This is a genomic window from Streptomyces plumbidurans (assembly GCF_019857225.1).
GTDB lineage: Bacteria > Actinomycetota > Actinomycetes > Streptomycetales > Streptomycetaceae > Streptomyces > Streptomyces plumbidurans.
Genome location: NZ_JAFJSY010000013.1, coordinates 37,408 through 57,785 on the forward strand (window position 1 = coordinate 37,408; position 20,378 = coordinate 57,785).

Below are 20,378 nucleotides of genomic sequence, written 5' to 3' on the forward strand. Positions count from 1 at the left end.
GCGCAGGGAACGGTCAACGCGCACATACTCCGCGGAGGGGCGGCAGGCATGACGGACACGGTCACCAACTGGGCGGGCAACATCACCTACCGGGCGAAGGAGCTGCAGCGCCCGCGCTCGCTCGACGCGCTGCGGGCCCTGGTGGGTGCGAGCGCGAAGGTGCGGGTGCTGGGCAGCGGGCACTCGTTCAACGAGATCGCCGAGCCCGGCCCCGAGGGTGTCCTGGTCTCGATCGCCGACCTGCCGCCGGTGACGGACGTGGACACCTCGGCCCGTACGGTACGGGTCAGTGGCGGGGTCCGGTACGCGGAACTGGCCCGCGCGGTGCACTCGCGCGGGCTCGCCCTGCCCAACATGGCGTCCCTGCCGCACATCTCCGTCGCCGGCTCGGTCGCGACCGGCACCCATGGCTCGGGGGTGCTCAACGGCTCCCTCGCGTCGGCCGTACGGGAGGTGGAGCTGATCGTGGCGGACGGCTCGACGGTACGGATCGCCCGGGGCGACGACCGCTTCGAGGGCGCCGTGACCTCGCTGGGTGCCCTGGGCGTGGTGACGGCCCTGACTCTCGACCTGGAGCCCGCCTACGAGGTCGAGCAGCATCTGTACACCGAACTCCCGCTGGACGGAATGGACTTCGGGACCTTCGAGACGATCATGGCGTCCGCGTACAGCGTGAGCCTGTTCACCGACTGGCGCGCGCCGGGTTTCCGGCAGGTGTGGCGCAAGCGGCGCAGCGACCAGCCCCTGCCCGACTTCCCGTGGGCCGCGCCCGCGACCGAGAAACTGCACCCGGTGCCAGGCATGCCGGCGGTCAACTGCACCGAGCAGTTCGGGGTGCCCGGGCCCTGGCACGAGCGACTGCCCCATTTCCGGGCCGAGTTCGTCCCGAGCAGCGGGGCGGAGCTCCAGTCGGAGTACCTCCTGCCCAGGCCCCTCGCCCTGGACGCGCTGCACGCACTCGACGCGATCAGCACGACGCTCGCGCCCGTGCTCCAGACCTGCGAGGTGCGCACCGTGACCGCCGACGCGCAGTGGCTCAGCCCCGCGTACGGACGGGACACCGTGGCGCTGCACTTCACCTGGATCGAGGACACCCGAGCCGTACTCCCGGTGGTGCAGCGACTGGAGCAGGCCCTGGACACCTTCGAAGCACGGCCGCACTGGGGAAAGGTGTTCACCGCCCCGGCACCCGCCCTGCGCGACCTCTACCCCCGGCTGGACGACTTCCGCACGCTCGCCCGGACGCTGGACCCGGCCGGGACGTTCACCAACGCATTCCTGCGGGACGTGCTGGAGGGCTGAACTCCGGTGATCCGGCGGTGATCTCGGGCGACTTCGCGCAGGCCGCGCTGTCCGGCGGCCGGGAAGCGGACTTCCTCGCACCCCTTTCGTAAACCCTTGTCGAAAGTCTCCCGCAGAACATAGCCTTGCGCAGCGCCGGAGGAGTGCCGGCGGGGAGGGGAGTTCGATGAGGCGCGGCACATCGCGTGACATCCGTACGGCGAACCGCTACGAGGTGCTGCGCCAGATCATCGCCCAGTCTCCCACCTCACGGCAGGAGTTGGCGGCCGCCACCGGGCTGAGCCTGGCCACGGTCGCCACGCTCGTCGGCGAGCTGCTCGACCTGCGGATGATCACCGAGGTGGGCTTCGAGGACTCGGCGGGCGGCCGCCCCCGCGGCCTGGTCGCCGTCAACGCCTCGGGGGGCGCGCTGATCGGCGTCGACATCGCGGAGACGTACGTCCATGTCGAGCTGTTCGACCTGGCGCTCAACGTCCTGGCCCGCGCCGACGAGGACGTACGCCCCGGCGAGAGCCTGCCCGAGCAGGTGGTCGGCCATGTCGCCGCCGCCGTCGGCTCGGTGGTGGCGCAGGCCGGGATCGAGGGCGCCCGGGTGCTCGGTGTCGGGGTGAGCGTTCCGGGGCAGGTCGACCGGGCGACGGGCATCTCGGAGTACGCGCCGAACTGGAACTGGCACGACGTGCCACTGCTGGAACTGCTCACCGAGCACATCGCCTACCCGCTGTATCTGGACAACCCGCTGCGCGCCTCCGCGGTGGCGGAGCTGTGGTTCGGCGCGGTGCGCGGGCGCGGGGACGCCGTGGTGGTCAACCTCGGCACCGGCGTGGGCGCCGGACTGGTTCTCGGCGGCGCGCTGCACCGGGGCGTCAGCAACAGTGCCGGCGAGTGGGGCCACACCACGATCGTGCTGGACGGCAGGCTGTGCCGCTGCGGCAAGAACGGCTGCGTGGAGGCGTACGTCGGCGCGTCCGGGATCATGCTGACGCTGCGGGAGCTGAGCCCCGACAGCCCCCTGCTGCACACCGAGGACCAGACGGCCACCATCGACGCGCTGGGGCGGGGGCTGCGCGCGAACGACCCGGTGGCGCTCAAGGTGGTCCGCGAGACCGTCAAGTACCTCGGTGCCGGCATCGCCGACCTGGTCAATCTGTTCAACCCCGAACTGGTGGTGCTCAGCAGCTGGGTCGCGAGCGCGCTCGGCGAACCCCTGGTCGCCGAGGTGCGCGAGGGCGTGGCCCGGCATGCGCTGCCGCGGCCGATGGCGGCCACCGAGATCGTCCTGTCCCCCATCCCCACCGACCCGGTGTGCCTGGGCGCCGCCACGTTCGCGCTGGAGGGCGCGCTGCAGTCCGTGGGGCAGCGCCCCGCGCCGCAGCGGGCACGGCCCGGCAGGAACCGCACCGTGGCGTCGTAGCACCCGCGAACCGAGGGCCGCCGTCCGCAACCGATCCGGCGGCCCTCAACCCCCTTGCGTCACTGCCGTGTTCGGCATCCCGAACCGCAGACAACGCTTCATGCAGCCTTCGTCCAACCCCTTGCCGAAGGATTGGCCGAAGGCTAACGTCCCGGCACCGCACAGCACGTCGCGCCCCATGGCGCCGTAGCGCTGAAGGCGTGGAGCCGCAGCAGCACTCGAGACAAGGACGTCAGCATGTCGGCAATGAGCAACAGCAACTTCTCCCGCCGATCCCTCTTCAGGGCCGCCGCGGGCATGGCGGCCGCCGGCACGCTGGCCGCGTGCGGCAGCAACAACGGGCGCGGGGGCGGATCGGGGTCGGGCAAGCAGCTGGTCCAGTACTTCCACGCCTACGGCGAGGCGGGCACGGAGCAGGCCATCAAGCGGTACGCGGCCGCGTACAAGGACGCCCACGTGCGCACCAGTTGGATCACCGGCAGCAACTTCGAGGCGAAGCTCTTCGCCGCCCTGCTCACCAAGCAGGCGCCCGACGTCTTCGAGTTCCACCCGCAGATCCAGCTCGTCAAGAGCGGGCAGGTGGCCGACCTCAGCGACCTCATCGACCCGGTCAAGTCCGACTTCAACCAGGCCGACATCACCTCGCACACCGTGGACGGGAAGATCTACGGCGTCCGCATGATCGACGACCCGCAGTTCTTCTTCTACCGCAAGTCGATGCTGGCCAAAGCGAAGGTCGAGGTGCCGACCACGCTCGACGAGCTGATCGAGGCGGCGGCCAAGCTCACCACGGACAAGGTCAAGGGCGTCTACCTCGGCAACGACCTCACCGCGGTCATCAATCCGCTCATCTGGTCGGCCGGCGCCGACACCCTGACCGCCGACAACAAGCCCGCCTTCCACACGGACGCGGTCGTCGCCGGCATGAAGCAGCTGCGCCAACTGTTCACCAGCGGCCACCTGCTGCTGGACGCCCCGGCCGACTACTGGGACCCGTCCGCGATCGACCAGGGCCTGTGCGCCATCCAGTTCAGCGGCATGTGGGCGATGCCCGCCATGCAGAAGGCGCTCGGCGACGACCTCGGCATCTTCCCGTTCCCCAAGGTGGGCAGCGCCGGCAAGCTCTCGGTCTACAACGGCGGTTGGTCGATGTTCGTCAACGCCAAGGGAAAGAACGTCGACGCGGCCAAGGAGTACGTCAAGTGGCTGTGGATCGAGCAGAAAAAGTACCAGGAGGATTGGGCGACTTCGTACGGCTTCCACATCCCGCCGCGCACCTCCATCGCCCAGTCCGCCACCAAGCTCCACTCGGGTCTGCCCGCTGAGGGCGTCAAACTCTTCAACACCTACGGGCACTTCGACAACATCGGCTGGACCCAGGCCATGATCACGGCGGTCCAGGACGCCTTCGCCAACAGCGTCCGCAAGAACGGCGATCCGGACGCCGCGCTGACCACCGCGGAGAAGAAGGTCGACGCCGAGCTCAAGAAGCTGTTCGGCTAGGCCGGCCCGGAGACGACGCCATGTCGACCACGACCACGCGCGGGGTCTCCCGCCCCGCCCCGGCCAAGGCCCAGCGGGCCCGGCCGCGGCGGGCCCTGCGGGGCAGCCCGACCTTCAACTTCTGGCTCTTCACCGGGCCGTTCCTCATTGGCCTGGTGATCTTCGTCTTCGTGCCGATCGGCTGGAGCATCTGGCTCAGCTTCTTCGACGCCCGCTTCACCGTCACGCCGAGCAAGTTCATCGGCTTCGACAACTACACGAGCATGCTGGAGAACTCCAACTTCACCGGTTCGCTGGTGACGTTCACGGTGTTCGCCGCGCTCATCGTGCCGCTCACCTGGGCGCTGTCGCTGGGGCTCGCGCTGCTGGTGCACCGGCTGCGGTTCATGCGGGCGTTCTTCCGGTCGGTGTTCTTCCTGCCCACCGCGGTCTCCTACGTCGCCGCCGCGCTGATCTGGAAGATGTCCGTCTTCACCGGCGTCCGCTTCGGTCTGATGAACACGGTGCTCGGCTGGTTCGGCGTCGACAACATCGCCTATCTGTCCGACCCGAACCCGCCCTGGTACTGGCTGGTCATCGTGACCGTACGCCTGTGGCTGCAGGCCGGGTTCTACATGATCCTGTTCCTCGCGGCCCTGCAGAACATCCCGCCGGAGCTGTACGAGGCGGCCGCGATCGACGGTGCCCGGCCCGGCTGGCAGACCTTCCGGTACATCACCCTGCCCCAGCTGCGCGCCACCTCGACCGCGGTGATCCTGCTGCTGCTCATCGCCGCCTACCAGGCGTTCGACGAGTTCTTCAACATCATCACGACCAGGGCGACCTGGGGTCAGACACCGCTCATGGTCCTGTACAAGACAGCCCTCGGCGAGAACCAGGACTACGGCGCCGGCAGCGCGGGCGCCGTCATCCTCACGCTGCTGATCTGCGTCGTCACGCTCTTCCAGGGCAAGATCATGGGCTTCGGAAGAGGGGAGGAGTCCCAGTGACCACCACCGCACCCCAGGCCGGGAAGCCGGGCCGCGCCAAGCGCGGCAACGTCATCGGCAACACCGGTCTGTATGTCGCCGTAGGCATCGCCGCACTGCTCTTCCTCGTCCCCTTCTATCTGATCCTGCGCAACGCCCTGTCCACGGACCCGGAGATCACGGGCGAGAACTGGAAGCTGCTCCCCTCGTTCCAGTGGGGCAACATCGGCGAGCTGTTCGACGACACCACCGTCGACTTCGGCAGGGCCATGTGGAACTCGACGGTGATCGCCGTCTCCATGACCGTCGGCACCCTGCTGATCTGCTCCCTGGCCGGCTACGGCCTCGCCCGCATCCCCTACAAGCACGCCAACAAGGTCTTCTACGCCGTCCTGGCCACCTTGATGGTCCCCACGGCCGTCACCTTCGTGCCGAGCTTCGTGCTGGTCTCCTCCCTCGGCTGGGTGGACACCTACCGCGGGCTGATCATTCCGGGCCTGTTCAGTGGTTTCACCTGCTTCCTGTTCCGGCAGTACTTCCTGGGATTCCCACGGGAGTTGGAGGAGGCGGCACGCGTGGACGGGCTCGGCTACTGGGGCGCGTACTGGCGGATCGTCGTACCCAACTCGCTGAACTTCTTCGCGGCGATCGCGACGATCACCTTCATCAGCGGCTGGAACGCCTTCCTGTGGCCGCTGGTCATCGGCCAGGACCCCGGCTCCTGGACGGTGCAGGTCGCGCTCTCCTCGTACATGACCAACCAGACCGTCAACTTCCATCTGATCTTCATGGCCACCGCCATTTCCATCCTGCCGCTGGTGTTCGTCTTCCTCTTCCTCCAGCGCTGGCTGGTCCAGGGGATCGCGCAGACCGGCATCAAGGGCTGACCGTCCCTTCACGACCTGGAGACCGATGACTGACCGCACGACTACGGCCGTCGACCACGTCGAGGACCTCTCGCCGGGCAGCGGGGCGCTGCCGCCCCGCGCCTGGTACCCGTCCTCCGACGCGAAATCCCTTTCGCTGAACGGTAGTTGGAGACTCCGGGTGTCGCCGACCGCCGACGCCGAGGACGACTCGTTCGCCGAGCCGGGATTCGACGCCGGCGACTGGGCCGAGGTCACGGTCCCGGGTCACTGGGTGCTGCAGGGCGACGGCGCCTTCGGCCTGCCGATCTACACCAACCACCTCTACCCCTTCCCGGTGGACCCGCCGCGCGTCCCGACGGAGAACCCGACCGGCGACCACCTCCGCGTCTTCGACCTGCCCCGGGACTGGCCGGGCGACGGCGGTGCGGTGCTCCGCTTCGACGGGGTCGAGTCCTGCGCCCGGGTGTGGCTGAACGGCACGGACATCGGCGAGTTCAGGGGCTCGCGGCTGCCGCACGAGTTCGCGGTCGGGCATCTGCTGAAGCCGGCCGGCAACGTCCTCGCCGTCCGGGTGCACCAGTGGTCGGCCGGCTCGTATCTGGAGGACCAGGACCAGTGGTGGCTGCCCGGCATCTTCCGTGATGTGACGCTGCTGCACCGGCCGGCGGGCTGCGTCCTCGACTTCTTCGTGCACGCCTCCTACGACCACCGCACGGGCGAGGGCACCCTGCGCGTCGACTCCGACGTCGACGGACGGGTGTTCGTGCCCGCCCTGGGCATCGACGTGGCGACCGGGGAGGCGGTGACGGTGCCGGTCCGGCCGTGGTCGGCGGAGGTGCCGACGCTGTACGACGGCGAACTGGTCACCGAGGGCGAGCGGGTGCCGCTGCGCATCGGCTTCCGCACGGTCGAACGGGACGACGGCCTGATCAAGGTCAACGGCAGGGCGATCCTCTTCAAGGGTGTCAACCGCCATGAGTGGCACCCGGACACGGGCCGCGCCCTCGATGCGGAGACCATGCTCGAGGACGTACTGCTGATGAAGCGGCACAACATCAACGCCGTGCGCACCTCGCACTACCCGCCGCACCCGGCCTTCCTCGACCTGTGCGACGAGTACGGCCTGTGGGTGATCGACGAGTGCGATCTGGAGACCCACGGCTTCACCGAACAGGCGTGGCGGGACAACCCTGTTGACGACGACCGCTGGACCCCGGCGCTGCTCGACCGGGCCGCGCGCATGGTCGAACGCGACAAGAACCACCCCTCGGTGGTCGTCTGGTCGCTGGGCAACGAGGCCGGCACCGGACGCGGCCTGACCGCCATGGCCGAGTGGATCCACGACCGCGACTCCTCGCGCCTGGTGCACTACGAGGGCGACATCGACTGCCGCGACACGGACATGTACTCGCGGATGTACGCCGATCACGCCGAGGTCGAGCGGATCGGCAGGGGCCTGGACGGGGGCACGCACCGGCGCCGCCAACTCCCCTTCATCCTCTGCGAGTACGGCCACGCCATGGGCAACGGTCCCGGTGGACTGGCCGACTACCAGCGGCTGTTCGAGGCGTACGACCGGCTGCAGGGTGGCTTCGTCTGGGAGTGGATCGACCACGGCATCACCCACCCCGAGCTGGGTTACGCCTACGGCGGCGACTTCGGCGAGGAGCTGCACGACGGCAACTTCGTCTGCGACGGGCTTGTCTTCCCCAACCGGCGGCCCTCCCCCGGCCTGGTCGAGTTCAAGAAGGTGATCGAGCCGGTCGGGATCGAGGGGGACGGCACCGGCAGCACCGACGGCACCGTGCGCATCACCAACAAGCGTGACGTGGCCGACCTGTCCGACCTGGTCTTCGAGTGGTCGTACCAGGTGGACGGCGAGACGGTCGAGACGGGCACCCTCTCCGTGCCCTCGCTCGCGCCCGGCGCGTCGGCCGAGGTGAAGCTGCCGCAGCCGGCCGAGGAGGTGCAGGGCTTCGAGAGCCACTGGACGGTACGGGCCCTGCTCGCGGCGGACACCTCCTGGGGGCCGCGCGGTCATGAGGTCGCCTGGGGCCAAGGCCCGCTCGCCGCACGGCGGTTGCCCTCCGTGGCCGCGAGCGACGCCCCGGTTCTCGGTGAGCGGGCGATCACGCTGGGCCGGGCCTCCTTCGACGTCCGCACCGGCGCGCTCAGGACCATCGGCGGGGTCGAGATGAGCGGGCTGCGCCTGGATGTGTGGCGGGCGCCCACCGACAACGACGAGGGCGCCCCGTGGCAGTCGGACACCCGCTGGGCGACGGTCTGGCGCACGCACGGCCTGCACCGCATGCGGCACCGCATCGACTCCGTGGAACCGGGCGACGACGCGCTGACCGTGCGGACCCGAGTCGCGCCTGCCGCGCGGGAGTTCGGCCTGCGCACGGTGTACCGCTGGACGTCGGACGGCACCCGGGTGAAGCTGACCGTGTCCGTGGCACCGGACGGCGACTGGACGATGCCGCTCCCCCGCCTCGGCATCCGCTTCGGCCTGCAGCGGGCCGACGCCGTGAAGTGGTACGGCGGAGGCCCGGGCGAGGGATATCCGGACACCAAGGCCGCCTCCCGAACCGGCCGTTGGGAGTCCACCGTGGACCGACTCCAGACCCCGTACGTACGCCCCCAGGAGAACGGCGCCCGCCCCGACGTCCGCTGGGCGGAGATCGGCGGCCTGCGCATCGAGGGCGACCCCAACTTCGTCTTCACCGCCCGCCGTTGGACAACCGAACACCTCGACGCAGCCACCCACCTGACCGACCTCACCCCCGGAAACACGGTCTGGGTCAACCTCGACCACGGACTGCACGGCATCGGCACGGGCTCCTGCGGCCCGGGGGTGCTGCCGCAGTATCAACTGAGGCCGGAACCGGCGGAGTTCTCGTTCATCTTCACGGAGTTGGGCTGAGTGATCCGGAGCCGGGGATCTCGCGGCGTATCGGTGTGAACAGGGCGGCGACCGCGATCAGTACGCAGCAGCCGCCCGCCACCAGGGCCACCGGTGCCGTGCCCCGGTGTTCGGCCGACCAGGTCAGGACGGCCGCACCGACTGGGGCGGCGGAGTACTGGAGGGTCCAGAAGGCGGAGGTGACGCGGCCCAGGAGGTGCTCGGGGGTGACCTCCTGGCGCAGCGACATGGAGCAGGTGCCGGCGACGCCGACACAGGCGAGGTACGCCGCGCTCAGGGTTGCCACGAGCGGTACGCCCTGAGCTCGCCCCAAGCCCGCGAAGGCCAGTCCGCACACCGCGACGGCGCCCGTCCAGGTACGTCCGAAGCCGAGCCGGCGGCGGACCCGCGCGACCAGCAGCGATCCGGCGATCGTGCCGAGCGCTCCGCAGGCCATGACGGTGCCGACCGTGCCGTCGTCGTGGCCGAGATCGTGCTTGAGGTGATAGATGACCAGGTCGGTCAGGCCGAGGGTGAGGAAGCTGAAGAAGCAGAGCAGGACGGTCAGGGCGCGCAGGACCGGGTGACCGCGGAGGAAGGAGATCCCGGCGCGCAGGTCCTCCCGCAGGCCGGTGCGCTGCGCTGCTCGGTCGTCGGCCGGGCGGGCGCGGAAGCGTACGAGGAGCATGCAGGCCGCCGACACCCCGAAGCTGGCGGCGTCCACGCCGACGGCGGCGGCCGGTCCGGTCCAGGCGGCGACGAGGCCGGCGCCCAGGGGGCCCAGCACCCCGGCAGCGGCGGCCGTCGCGTTCAGCCGGCCGTTGGCCTCCGTCAGCCGTTCACCGCCGACCAGGCTGCGTACGACGGTGACATAGCCGACCGCGAAGAGCATGCCGACGGCCTCGCACAGCGGCAGCACGACGTACAGCAGCCAGATCCGCGGCCCGAACAGCCACACCACCGGGATCACCCCGTACAGCACCATCCGTACGAGATCGCAGGCGACGAGGAGCCTGCGGCGGTCGGCACGGTCCACCAGCGCCCCCGCGAACACCGCCGCCACAACGGCCGCGACCGACCCCACCCCCGTCAGCAGCCCCATGCGCGCCACCGAGCCGGTCGCCTCGAGAACCAGCAGGGGCAGGGCGATCAGGGCGAAGGAGTCACCAAGGACCGACAAGGTCTGCGCAGCCCAGAAAATCCCGAAGTCCCGCTGCTGCCACAGCGATTGCCCCCGCCCAGCGGACAAGATCCGGAACCGCGAGCTACCGGGCTCGCGACCACTCGTACGAGCCCCGCGCGTCACACACTCCTCCGCTCCCCGTCGGCACCCGCCAGCCCACCGGCCACCTTACGCCCGCGCCCGACCTCCTCCTGGGCTGCTGCGGACGGCAGTTGATCCAGGGAACGCAGGCGGGGCACGGGCGAAGGCAGCAGCCACAACAGGGACAGCACGCCGCCGCCCGCGGCGACGACAAAGGTCGCCCTGAGGCCGACGGTCTCGGCGAGCGCGCCGCCCGCGAGGGCACCGAGAGGCCGTACGCCGTAGTTGACCGTGCTGTAGGCACCGGCGACACGGGCGCGTAGGCCGTCCGGGATCACCGCGGCCTTGAGGGAGTTGAGGCCGACGTCGAAAAGCATCACGCCGAGGCCCATCAGGAACTCGGCACCGCCGAGCACTCCGACGCGCACCCAGACGGGCCCGCCGGCCAGGGCCATGGCGGCGAAGGGCGCGGGAAAGAGCACCGCGCCCACCATCACGACGCGTCCCACACCGATGCTCCGGGCGAGCCGGGGTGCCGCCAGCGCGCCGACGAGGGATCCACTCGCGCCCACGCCCAGGGCCAGTCCGATGACGCCCGGGGACAGCCTCAGGTCGCGGTCCGCGAACAGCACGACCAGGCCGGTGCCCGTAAGGAAGGTGAAGAAGTTGAGGGTCGTCGCACAGCCGAGGCCGGCGCGCACCACCGGCTGACGGGCGACGAAGGCGAACCCCTCGCGCGCTCCGGGCAGCAACGAGCCCCGCACGGAGCCGCGTTGGCCGGTCGGCTTCGGCGCGTCCGCCGTGATGCGGCGGAGCAGCAGGGCGGACCCGAGGAAGGACAGGGCGTCGGCGGCGACCGCGACCGGTGCGGTCAGGGCCTGCACCAGCCCGCCGCCGAGCGCGGGCCCGGCGACGAACGAGAACGAACGGGCGGCGCTGAAGCGGCTGTTGGCGTCCACGTACGCCGCGCGCGGCACCAGATGAGCGAAGAAGGGCGCCCAGGCGCAGCTCGCCGGCACGCCCGCGAGACCGACCAGCAGAGTCACCGCGTATAACTGACCGAGCGTCAGAACGCCGCACCAATAGGTCACGGGCACCGTCAGCAGGACGCCCGCGCGAACGAGATCCGTGACGATCAGCAGCCGCCGCTTGCCCGGCAGGCCGTCGACCCAGACGCCGAGCACCGTCGCGAGGAGGTTCGGCGCCCAGGCGAGGGCGGTCAGCCACGAGACCTGGGCAGCCGAGGCGTGCAGCAGGCCCACGGCGATCAGCGGCACCGCCACCTCGGAGACCCGGTCGCCCATCTGCGAGACGGCGCTGCCCGCCCAGCAGCGGACGAACTGCGGATCACGCCACAGGGACGCCGGGGCAGGCCCTTTCGGCCGCCACCTCACGCGTCGGCGCCGGGCTCGTCGAACGCCTCCGGAAGCAGGTAGCGCAGCAGCCGTACACCCCGGGCGCCCGGCGGTCGCTGCGCCGGATCCCGGGTGACGTACGGAGCGAGCACCGCCTCCACCGCGTCCTCGATCGCGGCGAGTTCGTCGGCCGAGACCACGATCCGGGTATTGGCGAGCCCCGCCGTTCGTCGCCACGACGGGTCGAGTTCCGGTTCTGTCTCGGTCGCCCAGCGTTCCGGAAGCTCGGCGGCACGGGCGAACATCTCCCAGGACAGCGCCCGCGCGGCCGAGGCCCCGTCCTCGTCCTCCGGCGACCGGAACCGGAAGCCACGCGCAACCGCCTCCCACCGCCGCTCCCTGCGGTCCGTCCCGCCCTCGGCGTCACGGACCAGCCCGAAGCCCGCGAGATGACGCAGATGCCAGCTGGCGACGGACGGGGTGGCGCCGACATGAGGCGAGAGCTGGGTGGCGGTGGCGGGCCCGTACCGCTGCAGCCGCTCCAGGACAGCGAGCCGCACGGGGTGCGCGAGCGCCCGTATGGCCTTCGGATCGGTGATCTCCAGGTCGCCGAGACGGTTGCCGGAATCCATGGTGTGAGAGTGTCCTCTCACATTTTGTGAGAGTCAACTCTCATACCTGCCCTGGATAGTTGTACTCGCACGTGAGGAGCTTGCAGGATCTGCGGACTCGGATGGCGCTGCTTGCCGGGGGTGAGAGGATCGAGCGGATTGCCGTGGCTGTGGCCGGGGCGGTATGCCACGATGCAGACCCGTGCCGATCAGGCCCTCGTGGTCGACTCCCCGGTCATGCGCCGCACCGCCGAGATCACCTCTCGCTCGAGCACTGGCCTCGTGAGGAGACCGACCACGATGACTGACCTTCACTACGACGTGCGCGGCACCGGGCCCGTGCTTCTCGTCCTTCCCGGTGGTGCCGGGCATCCCATGGGGCTTGACGCAATGACCGACGTGCTCTGCGATCGGTTCACCGTCGTCACCTGCGACCCCCTCGGGCTCGACCACGGGCGGCTCGGTGAGCCCGTGGGCGATCAGCGGGTGGAGGACTGGAGCGACGGGGCGGACCGGGTGCTCGACGAGGTGCTGCCCGGGGGTGAGAGTGCGTACGTCCTCGGTGCGAGTTCCGGTGCCATCGCCGCTCTCGACCTGCTCGCCCGGCATCCCGAGCGGCTGCGCCACGTCGTGGCGCACGAGCCGCCGTGCGTGGGGGTGTTGCCGGACGGGGCGCAGCAGCAGGCCGCGTTCCGGGAGGTGTACGACGTCTATCGCGCGGCCGGGCCGCGGGCGGCCGGTGCGCGGCTGGGCGCCGTACTGACCGGGGCGGAGACCGTGGCGGAGTCGAGCGAGCCCCAACCCCTTTCCCGCGAGCAGGAGTTGGGCAGTCCGATGGCTCTCTTCCTCGCCCATGTGCTGCGGCCCTTCACCACCTACGTGCCCGACCTGACCGCGCTGACCGGCTCCTCCGCGCGTCTCACGCTCGCCGCCGGCGTCGATTCCCGTGCTCAACTCCTCCATCGCACCGCGCACTTCCTCTCCAGGCACACCGGAAGCAGTTTCGTCGAGTTCCCCGGCGGGCATGTCGGCGTGGCCGAACATCCCGCGGACTTCGCCGGGCTGCTCGCGGAGACACTCGTTCCGGTCGGCGACTCACCGGCCCCGTGGACCACTTAGACTGGAATCTTCGCGGAAGTCACGTGCCGCCCCGGGGGAGGGAGCACGCCTTGTCTCAACAGCAGCTGGGACGCCGTCCCTTGAGATCCGACCACCCGGCACCACCGGAACCCGGCGGGCCCGGCGAGACCGCACGCTTCGTCGGCTGGCTGGGCAGTCTCGGGTGCGCCGCTGCCGGGTACGGCGTGTTCCAGTTCCTGTTCGGAGTGCTGCCGCAGTCCCTGGGCGGGGAGGCCGCCCGGTATCTGATCTCCGGGGTCAGCGGGATCGGGACGGGAGTCGCCGCCTGGCTGGCGGCGGCCCTGGTCCGGGCCCGCGCGGCGGCCGGTCCGGACCGGCCCGGCATCCCCGCCCCCCGCGCCGCCGGCCGTGTCTCGCCCGGTCCGCTCCCCGATGTCTTCGCGTCCGCGTACACCACGCTCGTCGAGAAGTTGGCCGTCGTCGACGACCCGAACCGCGGCCGCCTCACCGGCTGGTCGCACTCGCTGAGCGAGTCCGGCCCCGTCCGGCCCACCTCGGTCGGCACCGCGTACGGCCTGCACATCGTGCTCGACCTCGGCATGCCGGACGGCCGGCTGCACGGCGGGGACCTGGTGGACACCCTGTGGCGGCTCAGGCTGCCGGAAGGGGGCTGGTCCGCGCGGTCGCAAGGGGCAGAGGCCCGGCCGGAGGTCACGGCACTCGTGCTGGGCGCGCTCGGCCGGGCCGGTGTGTCCCGCGAGCGGCTGGCGCAGGAGGTGGAGCGGTGCACGGCCGCTTTCACGCATGAACTCGACCGCGCCGGGCGGCAGTCGACCCATGTCGTGACGACCGTGCTGCGCGGGCTGCTGCGCGCCGCGCCCGACGCCGCCGTACTGCCCCAGCTGCGCGAGGCCCTCGCCGAGGGCTCGATCGGCGACGCCGGCCGTGAGCATCTGCGCTGCTGGGGCTACCGCCTCGACCCGCCGCGCGGCCTGCCGTCCTCCCTGCACACCGCGCAGGCCGTGGTGGCCCTGGACCGGGCCGCCCGGGTGCTGGGCGAGGACGAGTCGGTGCGCGCCCTGCGGGAGGACGCCGTCCGCTGGCTGCTGACCTGCCCGGACGGGTCTCATCACCAGTGCCGGGACCTGCGCAACCTGCACGAGGAGGTGCGCCGCCCGCGCACCGACGACCCCTCGCGCCACGAGGTGCTGAACGTACGGCACTTCACCGCCTCCTGGGTGGTCCGCGCCCTGATGACGCCCGGAGCCCGGGAGGTCGCCGCGCAGGACGGGCTGCAGGAGGCGTGGCGGGAGCGGCTGGACGGTGCGGCCACCGCGGTGTGGGCCGGGCAGACCGGCGGCATCTGGTCCTGGGGCGTTCCCGACGGCGGTGAGCTGCGGCAGCCCATCTGGATGACCTATCAAGGTCTTTCGGCGCTGCGGGCCCATGCCGTATGGATGTATGAGCCAGAAGACTGAACCAGGCCCCCGGTGACGGGGACCGGAAGTGGGAGCACGTGCATGGGCGGTCGTCAGGTTCTGGAGGCACGGCGGCTGCTGGCCAGGACGCTGGACGGTGATCCTCCCGAACACGAACTGGCCGCCGCGGCCCGCTCCGTCGTCGCCGAACTGGGTTCCCCCGAGCGGCTGTTGGAGCTGATCGACGAACTCGTCTCCGGCGAGGGCGATCCGGAGGGCTGCGCACGGCTGTCGTACCGCCATGTCCTCGGCTTCGACAAACTGCTGCTCGTCGACGCCGGACCACGCCATATGCTCCGCGCCCACCTGTGGCACCGGCGCTCCGGCGCGATCGGCGAGGAGGACATCCACAACCACCGCTCCGCTCTCGCCTCGTACATCGTCCGCGGGCGGATCGCGATGGAGTTGTACGAGGTCCGCGACGAGGGCGGGATCGGCACCGCCCGGTACCAGGAGTCGCTGGCACGGCAGTCGGCCGACTGGCTGCTGGAGCCGGCCGGTCCGGCCCGGCTGCGGATGACGCATGTGGGGCAGTACGCGGCCGGCAGCTCCTACGCCCTCCCGGCGCACACCCTGCATCGGGCCTGGTGCGACACGGACGCGCCGACGGTGACGCTGTTCCTGGAGACGGGGAGCGGGCGCCGTGCCCACACGGACGTGTTCACCCCGGCGGGCCCCCATCCGGGGGCGGTGGCGAAGGTGCCGCTGGACGTGGACGGCTATCTGGGTGCGCTGAGCGGGCTCGCCGAGCTGCTCAGGAACTCATGAAGGCGCCGAGCTGCTCAGGAACCCATAAAGGCGCCGAGCCGCTCAGGAGCTCATGAAGGCGCCGGACTGCTCAGAGGCTCGTGAAGGCCTGGTCGACGATGTCGAGGTTGTAGTCGTCGATGTCGACCGTGGTCAGCTCGGAGCGCGTCAGCCAGATGTGGGCCTGGTCGGGCAGGGGCAGCGTGATCTGCCGGGTCAGCGGCCTGACCAGGAAGTTCTCCTGCCAGTTCTTGACCTCGTGGCCGCCGTACTCACTGACGAAGGACGACTCGCCGACCTTGCGGACGATCTCGCCGAGGAGCCCGGTCTCCTCCTTCAGCTCGCGCAGGGCGCCGTCGGGGGCGCTCTCGTCCGGTTCGAGCTTGCCGCACGGCACGCCCCACACGCGGGGCAGGAACCTCTCCGTCTCACTGCGGCGCACGAGCAGCACCCTGCCCGCCTCGTCCATCACGACCGCGGCCGCCAGTCGCTTGTCGCCGGGGATGTCCATGTCCATGGTTCCTCGGTCCCTCGCCGGAGATGAGTCCAAAGGGTCTGATACCCACGAAAGCACCCACCGTACCAAGGACTCGTCACCCGGCGCTGTGAACCGCATCGCACCGCCGGGCGAACGCATCGACGTCCGCGTACGAGGGCGCCGCGCCCCGTGGGCTCCGGCCTGCGCGGATGTCGGCGAGCGTCTCCAGGGCCGCCCCGAGGGCCCGGCGGTACAGCAGCGAGCCGAGGCTCACCCGTCGTACGCCGAGGTCGGTGAGGTGGGGGACGGTGGGACCGGTGGGCGAGTAGAGGATGTTGAGGGGCGTGTCACCCAAGTGACGTACGAGCGCGGCGATTTCGGCGGGATCGGTCAGGCCGGGCACGAACACGCCGTCGGCGCCCGCCTCCCGGTAGGCGTCGAGACGGTGCAGCGTGCCCTCGCCGTCGCCCAGCCAGTGGGTGTCGGTACGGGCGTTGACGAAGAGGTCCGGTGCCGCGGCCTTCACGGCGGCGATCTTCGCGGCGTGCCGTCCCACGGGGCCGAGGCCGTCCTCCAGGTTGATGCCCACCGCTCCGGCGGCCGCGACCTCGCGCGCGAACTCCCCCACCTCGTCCGGGTCTTCACTGAAGCCGCCCTCCGCGTCGACGGACAGCAGGAACGGTGCCGTGCCCAGGGCGCGGGCCAGCCGCAGGGTCTCCTCACGGGTTGCCGAGTCGCCGTCGGGCAGACCGGCCGTCGCGGCGACACCGAGGCTGGTGGTCGCGACAGCGCGGAACCCCTCGGCGGACAGCGCCATGGCGGAGGCGTGGTCCCAGGCGTTGGGCAGGAGCAGCGGCTCGGCGGCGCGGTGCAGTTCGGCGAACCGCGTCATGACAGATCGCCCACCGAGTCCGCGTAGTACGTCGATCCCTTGAGGTGCAGGGCGAGTTCGCGGAAGGTCCAGCCCTCGCCCGGCGAGTGGTCGAGCTGTTCGGCGGTGAGGGCGTCGAGGCGGTTGGCCCAGATACGGGCGAGGCGGCTCAGACGGCTGCGGGCCTCGTCCAGGTCGGCCCGGGTGAAGGGCGCGAGATCGGCCTCGGTGGTCACCATGGACGCGTGCCAGTGGTCCGGCTGCGGCTCCTCGCCGGCCAGCCGGGCCTCCAGTTCGGCGAGGTGGTCGACGAGATGGTCGGCGACCCGGCGGATCGCCTTGTGCGGGGTGTAGACGCGGTCGTCGACATGGGCGAGCGTGCCGTCCCAGTTCAACCAGGTGGCGGCCAGTTCGAGAGTGTGATCCACCATGCCGGTGACGGCCTGGGCGGGGGTCTCCTGCGAGGTCTCGGTCTCGGTCATACCGGCACGCTAGAACCCTGTTGCTTCGGTCCCGGCCGAAGTGTCCCGTTCGGTCCCGGCCGAAGTGTCCCGTTCGGTCCCGGCCGAAGTTTCCCGGCCGACGTGTTCGAGCGACACACCGGAGTCCCCCCACCGGACCCGCACCTCGGGCCCCTCGCTCCAGCGCACGGTCAACTCCCGCTCTCCGTCGGCCCGTACACTCACCGTCTCCTCCAGCGGCACCGGGTCCGGCGCGCCGGTCAGCCGTGCCAGCGCGACGAACAGGGTGGCGCCGTCGCCGGTTTCGCCCTTGAGCGCGTCGGAAAGGCCCACGGCGGGCAGCAGTTCGGCCCGTAGGCCGTCCCGCGCCGCCCAGCCCGTCACTCGTACCGGCGTCCCCGGTTCGGCGCCCTCGACCAGATGCGCCCGCACCTCCGCGGCGCCCTGTGCGAGCACCACGCCGGTCACCCGCGCTCCCCCGCCCGCAGTGTGCCGGGAGGCCGCCCAGCCCTCGCCGACGCCCAGCGGTTCGATCCCCGTACGGCTCGGATCGCCGCCGACGATCACGCTGTTGTCGGGCACGCTGTTGTCGTACGACGAGACCGGCTGCGTGACCGTGGAGTAGGCGAGGCGTGTGTAGTAGGGGTCGTAGCGGACGTCCTCGCTGCCGTGGTTGTGGAGGCGGACCACGCCGTCCGAACTGGTTGACTGGAGCAGCCAGTTGGGGGCGGCGAGGGCCGTGAGCGCGTCGGAGCGCTCCGCCGGGCCCGCTTCCTCGGGCTCCGTCCACACCGGGTGGTCGTCGGGCAGGAGCAGGCCGAGGAAGCCCTTGCTCGCCCAGTACGGGGACGCGGGGCCCGAATAGCCTTGCAGGACCGCGGAGTCGGGGCCGTGCCAGCCGAGCGTGAGCAGGCCGCGGGAGTCCACCGCGCCGCGCTCCAGAAAGTACCTCAGCGCCCCGGAGGCCAGCCTGCGTGTCTGCCCCGGCGGCAGCGGGGTGTGCCCGGTCAGCGCTCCCAGCCACAGCGGGACCGTCGCCGCGAACCGGTAGGTCAACGAGCGGCCCTGGTGCATCGGGGCGCCGTCGGCGCCGAACAGGCGGGCGTAGTCCGCCAGATGGCGGGAGAGCCTGCCGCCGTAGAGGTCCAGCAGTTCCGCGTCGTCGGCGAGCCAGGCGTGCAGCACCGGGTAGAGATGCATCGCCCAGCCGTTGTAGTAGTCGAACTTGCGGCCGTCGCCGTCGGTGTACCAGCCCTCGCCGACGTACCACTCCTCGATCCGCCCCAGGCCGCGCTCGATCGCCTTGCGGGAGGCCTCCGGCTCGTACCCGACCTCCTGGAGGAAGCCGCCCACGGTGACGGGGAACAACTCCCAGTTGCACGGCCAGGCTTCGGCGGTGAGCGCGTCCGCGAGCCAAGCGGCCGCCCGCTGCCGCACGCCGTCGTCCAGTCGGTCCCAGAGCAGCGAGCGGGTCAGCCGCAGCGCCAGGGCGATCGACGCCGCCTCGACGAGGGGTTGGCTGCGGTCCTCGATGCGCGGCCAGACCCTGTCGACACCGGCCGCGAGTCCCTCGGCGTACCGCTCCAGCACGGTCTCGTCCCGGCGGAAGGCCGCGGCGAGCAGCGTACGGGCGTAGCCCTCCAGGCCGTCGGAGAGGCGGCCGGACCAGCTCGTCCGGTCGCCGGGGAGGTGGTAGAGCGCGCCGCCCTGCGCGGCGTACGGCTCGACCGCGGCGAGCAGAGCGTCCGCCGCGGCCTCCCAGTGGGCGCGGGTGTATCCGGTGCGCGGGCTGAGGGCGCGGTCGTCGGGCGGCAGCTGCATGGGCTCTCTTTCACGGCGTACGGCGGCCAACGAGCGGGCGGACCTGGGGCGCCCCGGTTCCGGTCGAGACGCCCCAGGGGTTCATCCCGGATGACAGCAGGATGGTCCACACCGCGGCCGTTGACCAGCGGGCCGGGGTCGTTGCTTCTCCGGATTCCCCGATGCATCGCCTCGAACCCGGGCCGCCGGGCCGGATCACCGCCGCCGGCGAGCGATGAACATGCCGCCGCCTGACGCCGCAGTTCTCCTGCTCGTGGCCGTGCGAGACAGCGCTTTCCATCGGCGCGGGCCGCGCGCCCGGCACCGGCTCGACTACCGTCGATCGCATGACCGGCACGAACACCCTCACCGCGGCCCTCGGCCGGGGGACCGTGGTCCTCGACGGCGGCCTGTCCAACCAGTTGGCGGCGGGCGGGCACGACCTGAGCGACCGGTTGTGGTCGGCGCGGCTGCTCGCCGACCGGCCCGAGGCGGTCGCCGAGGCGCACCTCGCCTACTTCGAGGCGGGCGCCGACATGGCAATCACCGCCAGCTACCAGGCCACCTTCGAGGGCTTCGCCGAGCGGGGCATCGGTCACGACCGGGCCGCCGAACTCCTCGCCCTCAGCGTGCGGTTGGCGCGCGAGGCGGCCGGGCGGGCGCATGCGAAGGGGGTCACGCGACCGCTGTGGGTGGCGGCGTCCGCCGGTCCGTACGGGGCGATGCTCGCGGACGGCTCCGAGTACCGGGGCCGGTACGGCCTGAGCGTGGCCGAACTCGAGCGTTTTCACCGGCCCCGCCTGGAGGTGTTGGCGGCGGCCGGGCCCGACGTGCTGGCTCTGGAGACGGTGCCCGACACCGACGAGGCCGCGGCACTGCTGCGGGCGGTGCGCGGGCTCGGTGTACCGGCCTGGCTGTCGTACTCCGTCGCGGGCGACCGCACCCGCGCCGGTCAGCCCCTGGACCAGGCCTTCGCGCTCGCCGCCGACGCGGACGAGATCATCGCGATCGGCGTCAACTGCTGCGCCCCGGAGGACGTCGACGCCGCCGTCGAAACGGCCGCACGGGTCACGGACAAGCCGGTCGTCGTCTACCCCAACAGCGGCGAAACCTGGGACGCCGACGCCCGCACATGGAACGGCCGCTCCACCTTCACCCCGCAACAGGTCACAGGCTGGCGGGAGTCGGGGGCACGACTGATCGGGGGGTGCTGCCGGGTGGGGCCGGACACGATTGCGGGGATTGCGGGGGCGCTGAAGGGGTGACGGGAGGGGC

Annotated in this window: 17 protein-coding genes; 10 read left to right on the forward strand and 7 right to left on the reverse strand. The window is 71.3% G+C overall.

The genetic code is table 11. The features are described 5' to 3' along the window. Positions 1–48 precede the first annotated feature (48 nt). The 6 genes from JYK17_RS11420 (at position 49) to JYK17_RS11445 (ending at position 8,979) form a co-directional block, all read left to right on the forward strand. Positions 49–1,302 carry an FAD-binding protein gene (locus JYK17_RS11420; protein WP_222810288.1) on the forward strand — a complete coding sequence of 418 codons (1,254 nt, stop codon included), beginning with the start codon at positions 49–51 and terminating at the stop codon, positions 1,300–1,302. A gap of 166 nt (positions 1,303–1,468) precedes the next feature. Further along, positions 1,469–2,716: an ROK family transcriptional regulator gene (locus tag JYK17_RS11425; RefSeq protein WP_108006675.1), complete on the forward strand. Its 1,248-nt coding sequence runs from the start codon at positions 1,469–1,471 to the stop codon at positions 2,714–2,716. 237 nt (positions 2,717–2,953) lie between these two features. Then, the gene (locus JYK17_RS11430; RefSeq protein ID WP_222810289.1) at positions 2,954–4,219 is read left to right on the forward strand and encodes an ABC transporter substrate-binding protein; all 1,266 of its coding nucleotides are present in this window, start codon (positions 2,954–2,956) and stop codon (positions 4,217–4,219) included. Positions 4,220–4,239: 20 nt separating this feature from the next. After that, a complete protein-coding gene (locus JYK17_RS11435; protein ID WP_222810290.1) occupies positions 4,240–5,208 on the forward strand; it encodes a carbohydrate ABC transporter permease in 969 nt (322 codons plus the stop codon). Continuing rightward, on the forward strand, positions 5,205–6,074 hold the full coding sequence (locus JYK17_RS11440; protein WP_128801589.1) for a carbohydrate ABC transporter permease: 870 nt from the start codon (positions 5,205–5,207) through the stop codon (positions 6,072–6,074). Before JYK17_RS11435 ends, JYK17_RS11440 begins: the two co-directional genes overlap by 4 nt. Positions 6,075–6,099: 25 nt before the next feature. Continuing rightward, positions 6,100–8,979, forward strand: a complete 2,880-nt coding sequence (locus JYK17_RS11445; protein WP_222810291.1) for a glycoside hydrolase family 2 TIM barrel-domain containing protein — start codon at positions 6,100–6,102, stop codon at positions 8,977–8,979. Here JYK17_RS11445 and JYK17_RS11450 read toward each other — a convergent pair. From JYK17_RS11450 to JYK17_RS11460, 3 genes are read right to left on the reverse strand one after another with little or no spacing between them, the layout of a single operon-like run. Beyond that, a complete protein-coding gene (locus tag JYK17_RS11450; protein ID WP_222810292.1) occupies positions 8,963–10,207 on the reverse strand; it encodes an MFS transporter in 1,245 nt (414 codons plus the stop codon). The two genes, JYK17_RS11445 and JYK17_RS11450, sit on opposite strands and share 17 nt — an antisense overlap. Positions 10,208–10,260: 53 nt before the next feature. Beyond that, a complete protein-coding gene (locus JYK17_RS11455; RefSeq protein ID WP_222810293.1) occupies positions 10,261–11,616 on the reverse strand; it encodes an MFS transporter in 1,356 nt (451 codons plus the stop codon). Further along, positions 11,613–12,209 (reverse strand): ArsR/SmtB family transcription factor, encoded by a 597-nt coding sequence (locus JYK17_RS11460; protein WP_222810294.1) that lies wholly within the window; start codon positions 12,207–12,209, stop codon positions 11,613–11,615. The genes JYK17_RS11455 and JYK17_RS11460 overlap by 4 nt, the downstream gene beginning before the upstream one ends. Before the next feature lie 279 nt (positions 12,210–12,488). Here JYK17_RS11460 and JYK17_RS11465 point away from each other — a divergent pair, with 279 nt between their 5' ends. The 3 genes from JYK17_RS11465 to JYK17_RS11475 are packed head-to-tail and all read left to right on the forward strand — an operon-like array spanning position 12,489 to position 15,514. Further along, positions 12,489–13,307, forward strand: a complete 819-nt coding sequence (locus JYK17_RS11465; protein ID WP_222810295.1) for an alpha/beta fold hydrolase — start codon at positions 12,489–12,491, stop codon at positions 13,305–13,307. A gap of 50 nt (positions 13,308–13,357) precedes the next feature. Further along, complete coding sequence (locus tag JYK17_RS11470) at positions 13,358–14,746, forward strand: prenyltransferase/squalene oxidase repeat-containing protein (RefSeq protein WP_146191684.1); 1,389 nt, start codon at positions 13,358–13,360, stop codon at positions 14,744–14,746. A gap of 42 nt (positions 14,747–14,788) precedes the next feature. Further along, positions 14,789–15,514 carry a hypothetical protein gene (locus JYK17_RS11475; RefSeq protein WP_108006693.1) on the forward strand — a complete coding sequence of 242 codons (726 nt, stop codon included), beginning with the start codon at positions 14,789–14,791 and terminating at the stop codon, positions 15,512–15,514. 70 nt (positions 15,515–15,584) lie between these two features. Here the strand turns inward: JYK17_RS11475 and JYK17_RS11480 are convergent, their stop codons facing one another. The 4 genes from JYK17_RS11480 to JYK17_RS11495 all read right to left on the reverse strand — a co-directional run bounded on the left by JYK17_RS11480 (position 15,585) and on the right by JYK17_RS11495 (position 19,124). Beyond that, on the reverse strand, positions 15,585–16,004 hold the full coding sequence (locus JYK17_RS11480; protein WP_181362337.1) for an NUDIX hydrolase: 420 nt from the start codon (positions 16,002–16,004) through the stop codon (positions 15,585–15,587). 82 nt (positions 16,005–16,086) lie between these two features. Next, positions 16,087–16,863: an isocitrate lyase/PEP mutase family protein gene (locus tag JYK17_RS11485; RefSeq protein WP_108006697.1), complete on the reverse strand. Its 777-nt coding sequence runs from the start codon at positions 16,861–16,863 to the stop codon at positions 16,087–16,089. Next, positions 16,860–17,324 carry a hypothetical protein gene (locus JYK17_RS11490; RefSeq protein ID WP_108006699.1) on the reverse strand — a complete coding sequence of 155 codons (465 nt, stop codon included), beginning with the start codon at positions 17,322–17,324 and terminating at the stop codon, positions 16,860–16,862. The genes JYK17_RS11485 and JYK17_RS11490 overlap by 4 nt, the downstream gene beginning before the upstream one ends. 9 nt (positions 17,325–17,333) lie before the next feature. Beyond that, positions 17,334–19,124, reverse strand: coding sequence for a DUF2264 domain-containing protein (locus JYK17_RS11495; protein ID WP_234548214.1), 1,791 nt, complete (start codon positions 19,122–19,124; stop codon positions 17,334–17,336). A gap of 326 nt (positions 19,125–19,450) precedes the next feature. On the opposite strand from JYK17_RS11495, the gene mmuM reads away from it, so the two are divergent. Beyond that, positions 19,451–20,368: a homocysteine S-methyltransferase gene (gene mmuM / locus JYK17_RS11500; protein ID WP_222810296.1), complete on the forward strand. Its 918-nt coding sequence runs from the start codon at positions 19,451–19,453 to the stop codon at positions 20,366–20,368. The last annotated feature ends 10 nt before the right edge of the window (positions 20,369–20,378 follow it).